This is a genomic window from Hungatella hominis, from assembly GCF_014288005.1.
Taxonomy (GTDB): Bacteria; Bacillota; Clostridia; order Lachnospirales; family Lachnospiraceae; genus Hungatella; species Hungatella effluvii.
This window is the reverse complement of record NZ_JACOPB010000053.1, coordinates 1-2,380: the sequence shown is the minus strand read 5'-3', so window position 1 is coordinate 2,380 and position 2,380 is coordinate 1. Positions and strand designations below refer to the sequence as shown.

Genomic DNA, 2,380 nt, shown 5'->3' with positions numbered 1-2,380 from the left:
CTCACATTTCAGATTATCAATTCCATTTACCGATATAATAGATTTTTAATACTTTCGAGGTTCTCTCCTTTCCTATTCCCTGTTATTACATTTCATCAAAATGTCTTGTAACACAAGCAGTTCGTTATATGTAATTTGTTTTGCCAGTATGATAAGTTCCTGCAAAGTGTATACTGCTTCATTTTCTATGTCCGATTCGGACAACTCAGGGGGATTCATTCCCGTAAAGCCTGCACTTTGATCTGCTGATTCTGCTGAACGCTTAGCCTGTAAACTGGCCTGCGCGGCTCCGATCTGAGCGTTCTCCGCCCTCTTTGCGGCTTTTTCCGCCCTTTTTACTGTCTCATTAAGTTTTTTCTCATCTGCTGCCTTCTGCTGCCTTTCCTTTACCATTGCCGCTATGTCTTTTGCTTCCACTTTGTCTGTTGCCGCCTGCTCTGCTATCTTCTTTTGTTCCGCCTCTGGTAGTCTTGCTGTTTCATAGGCAGCTGAAATTCCAATGTTTCCAGCCTGGAACTGCTCTTTCGCCTCCTCTATTAAGCTGTTGTTGATTTTTTCCATTCTCCCCATCTGTCCTGATGTTTCTCCAATGATTTCCCCCACCAAGGCTCTAAGACTGCCATGCAATTCAATTTCCCCGGCTTCTTTTGCTTTTTTAAGTGCACTTTTCAGCCTTCCAGCTAACTCCGTCTTTTCATATGGAGTTAAATCCTGAGTGAAACCATTTCCCACTAACAGTGATAGTTCATACATAGTTTCTGTCATGTCTTTATAAAAATATCTGACTTTTTCAAAACGCTTATCCCCTTTTTCCAGTAACAGGATATTTGCTTTGTTTCTGCGGTGTCCGTCAACGATCCGAAATTCTCCATTAACTCGAGCTAGTACCGTTGGCTGCTCCTGACCGGTAAGAAGAAATGAATCTGCTAACTGCTCGATATTTTTACACTCTTTATGAGTGTTTTGAGGAGATTCTTTTACCGTCAAAGGGTTTAGCCATATCTCTGTGTACTCTGTTGTCTTCGCTTCCGTGCTCTCCCTAGCGGCTTTACTGATCAAATCCAGGCAGCTAAATTTTCCAGATACGGCCATTTACTTCTCCTCCCCTATCATCTGAACATATTCTTCAACAAACTGTCTGTAGCTTCTTGCTACGGCACTGCGCGGGCTATATAACTGCACCGGCTGCTGAAAAAAGGTACTCTCTGCTGCTCTCTCACTATATCTAATGCAGGTATTAAATAGCCTTACCTTATCCAGTTTAAGCCAGTCCACGCCGCTGACATTCGTATCATTATTACGGTACATGGTGACAAGAGCGCCTGTAAAATTTATTTTAGGGTTAATTGAGCGTATTTCTTCAATCTGCTCTGTAATAATATCCATGCCTTCCAGCGCCCACTGGTCTATCTTTATGGGGACAATTACATCATCAGTAACTGCTAATGCATTAATAACATTCAAACCAATATCCGGAGGATTATCTATAATTACATAGTCATACAAATTCCCTGCCTCATCAGAAGCGCCTTGCAGGCTCCTGTATCTGCTGCACTGATCCAGTGCTCCTTCCCCCTGTAACTGCACTGTGGCTGATAGCAAGGACATATTAGCGGATATAATATCAATTCCGTCCCACTCCGTCCGTTGTCTTACCATCTCTGCGGTTTCCAGCCCCATCAGAAGCCTGGCCGTCTGGCATAGCCCAGCCCGTCGATAGGTGCTATATGCCTTGGATAGATTGCCCTGTTTATCATTATCCAGTAGTAAAATACGTGCGGAGTATTTCCGATTCAATAAATACGCAATTTGCACGGCAGTGAATGTCTTTCCTACACCGCCTTTCAGATTTATAATACTTATAATCCTCATACAATCCCATTCCCTTCCTGCTTTAGTATGGCTCCATTAGGTACTGACATTTCAGTACCAGCACTCAGATTTATATACTCCTCAATAATTTTTATTGCATTATCAAAACCATAGCACGTACAGGTAAAATGCCCTACTGCCTGAAGGCCGTTAAGCCATTCTATTTGGGAAGGCTGTAACCGCCCCTTGTTATACTTAAGTTCTATATACAATCCAATATATCGGCTCCGAGATACAGGAAGGTGCAAATCTGGTACTCCTGATTTAACTCCCTGTCGTTTCAGATTTACAGCCTCTGTCTTATTCCTGCTGCCTCCGTTCGGACAGTGATAGATCCATTTGAGGTCAGGATACTGCGGTTCATGATAATAACACCATGAGATTACTTTTTCCTGCTCTGTCCCTTCACTGCGTAATACATTTCCTCTGGTCATTCGTCTTCCTTTCTCCATTCCAGTCCAGGCCCTTTCTCTGGAATAATATCTCTTCATATTTCATTGTTTTTAAA

General features: G+C 42.6%; 3 protein-coding genes. All 3 read right to left on the bottom strand.

Features of this window, described 5'->3' with window-relative positions; genetic code table 11:
- Positions 1–72: 72 nt before the first annotated feature.
- The 3 genes from H8S75_RS32190 to H8S75_RS32180 are packed head-to-tail and all read right to left on the bottom strand — an operon-like array spanning position 73 to position 2,306.
- Positions 73–1,092, bottom strand: a complete 1,020-nt coding sequence (locus H8S75_RS32190) for a ParB/RepB/Spo0J family partition protein (RefSeq protein ID WP_187024952.1) — start codon at positions 1,090–1,092, stop codon at positions 73–75.
- Positions 1,093–1,872, bottom strand: a complete 780-nt coding sequence (locus H8S75_RS32185) for a ParA family protein (protein WP_187024951.1) — start codon at positions 1,870–1,872, stop codon at positions 1,093–1,095. It abuts the gene before it with no gap.
- Positions 1,869–2,306: a VRR-NUC domain-containing protein gene (locus H8S75_RS32180; RefSeq protein ID WP_187024950.1), complete on the bottom strand. Its 438-nt coding sequence runs from the start codon at positions 2,304–2,306 to the stop codon at positions 1,869–1,871. The genes H8S75_RS32185 and H8S75_RS32180 overlap by 4 nt, the downstream gene beginning before the upstream one ends.
- Positions 2,307–2,380: the final 74 nt, after the last annotated feature.